The sequence below is a fragment of the Pseudomonas sp. PICF6 genome, from assembly GCF_009831705.1.
GTDB lineage: Bacteria > Pseudomonadota > Gammaproteobacteria > Pseudomonadales > Pseudomonadaceae > Aquipseudomonas > Aquipseudomonas rhizophila.
Window position 1 is genome coordinate 1 of the sequence record NZ_WUUD01000021.1, and the last position, 650, is coordinate 650.

At 60.5% G+C, this 650-nt stretch carries 1 pseudogene; it reads right to left on the minus strand.

Features of this window, described 5'->3' with window-relative positions:
• A pseudogene (locus GSM73_RS14255) lies at positions 1-650 on the minus strand (transporter substrate-binding domain-containing protein); the annotation flags it as partial.

Below are 650 nucleotides of genomic sequence, written 5' to 3' on the forward strand. Positions count from 1 at the left end.
CTGATCCGGGCCAGCACATCGGCGCTGATACCACGCAAATGGCCTTGTTCATCGATAAACGTGAGTGGCGGGAAGTTCTGGTTGACGGCCACTGTGATCCGCGGATGTGCATTCAGCCAACGCTGTTCCTTGACGCTGAAATGCAGGGGTTGCTGACCGGGTATGCTCGCACCGCCAGCGCTCCAGCGCCGCAGGATGCTCATGCGTTCACTGGCGGGGATAGCTTGTAGCGCGGCATTGATAATGCGCAGCAGGCGTGCGTTCTCGCGGCTGACCGCAAAGGCGAACGGCTGTACTTCCATGCGCGAGAAATCAGCCAGTTGGACGTTGTTCAGGTAGTTCTTGCTGATCAGGTAATTGGAGCTGATCGAATCCCCCAGGTAAACGTCGGCCTGCCCAAACGCCACAGCGCCGATAGCGCTCAAGGTCGAGGGGTATAACTGCAAGGCCGCATCCGGATAAAACGCCTTGACTGTCTCGGTGGGCAAATAGTGATACAGCATCGCCACGCGCATGCCCGCCAAGTCCGTGGGCAAGTCCTGGCTATCCGCGACGCGGGCCACCAGGGTGGGCAGGTCATCGGCATAGGCCTGGGACATCGCCAACGCCGGGTCGCTGGCTTCGAAGCCGTTGGCCGTGCCGAGCATGTC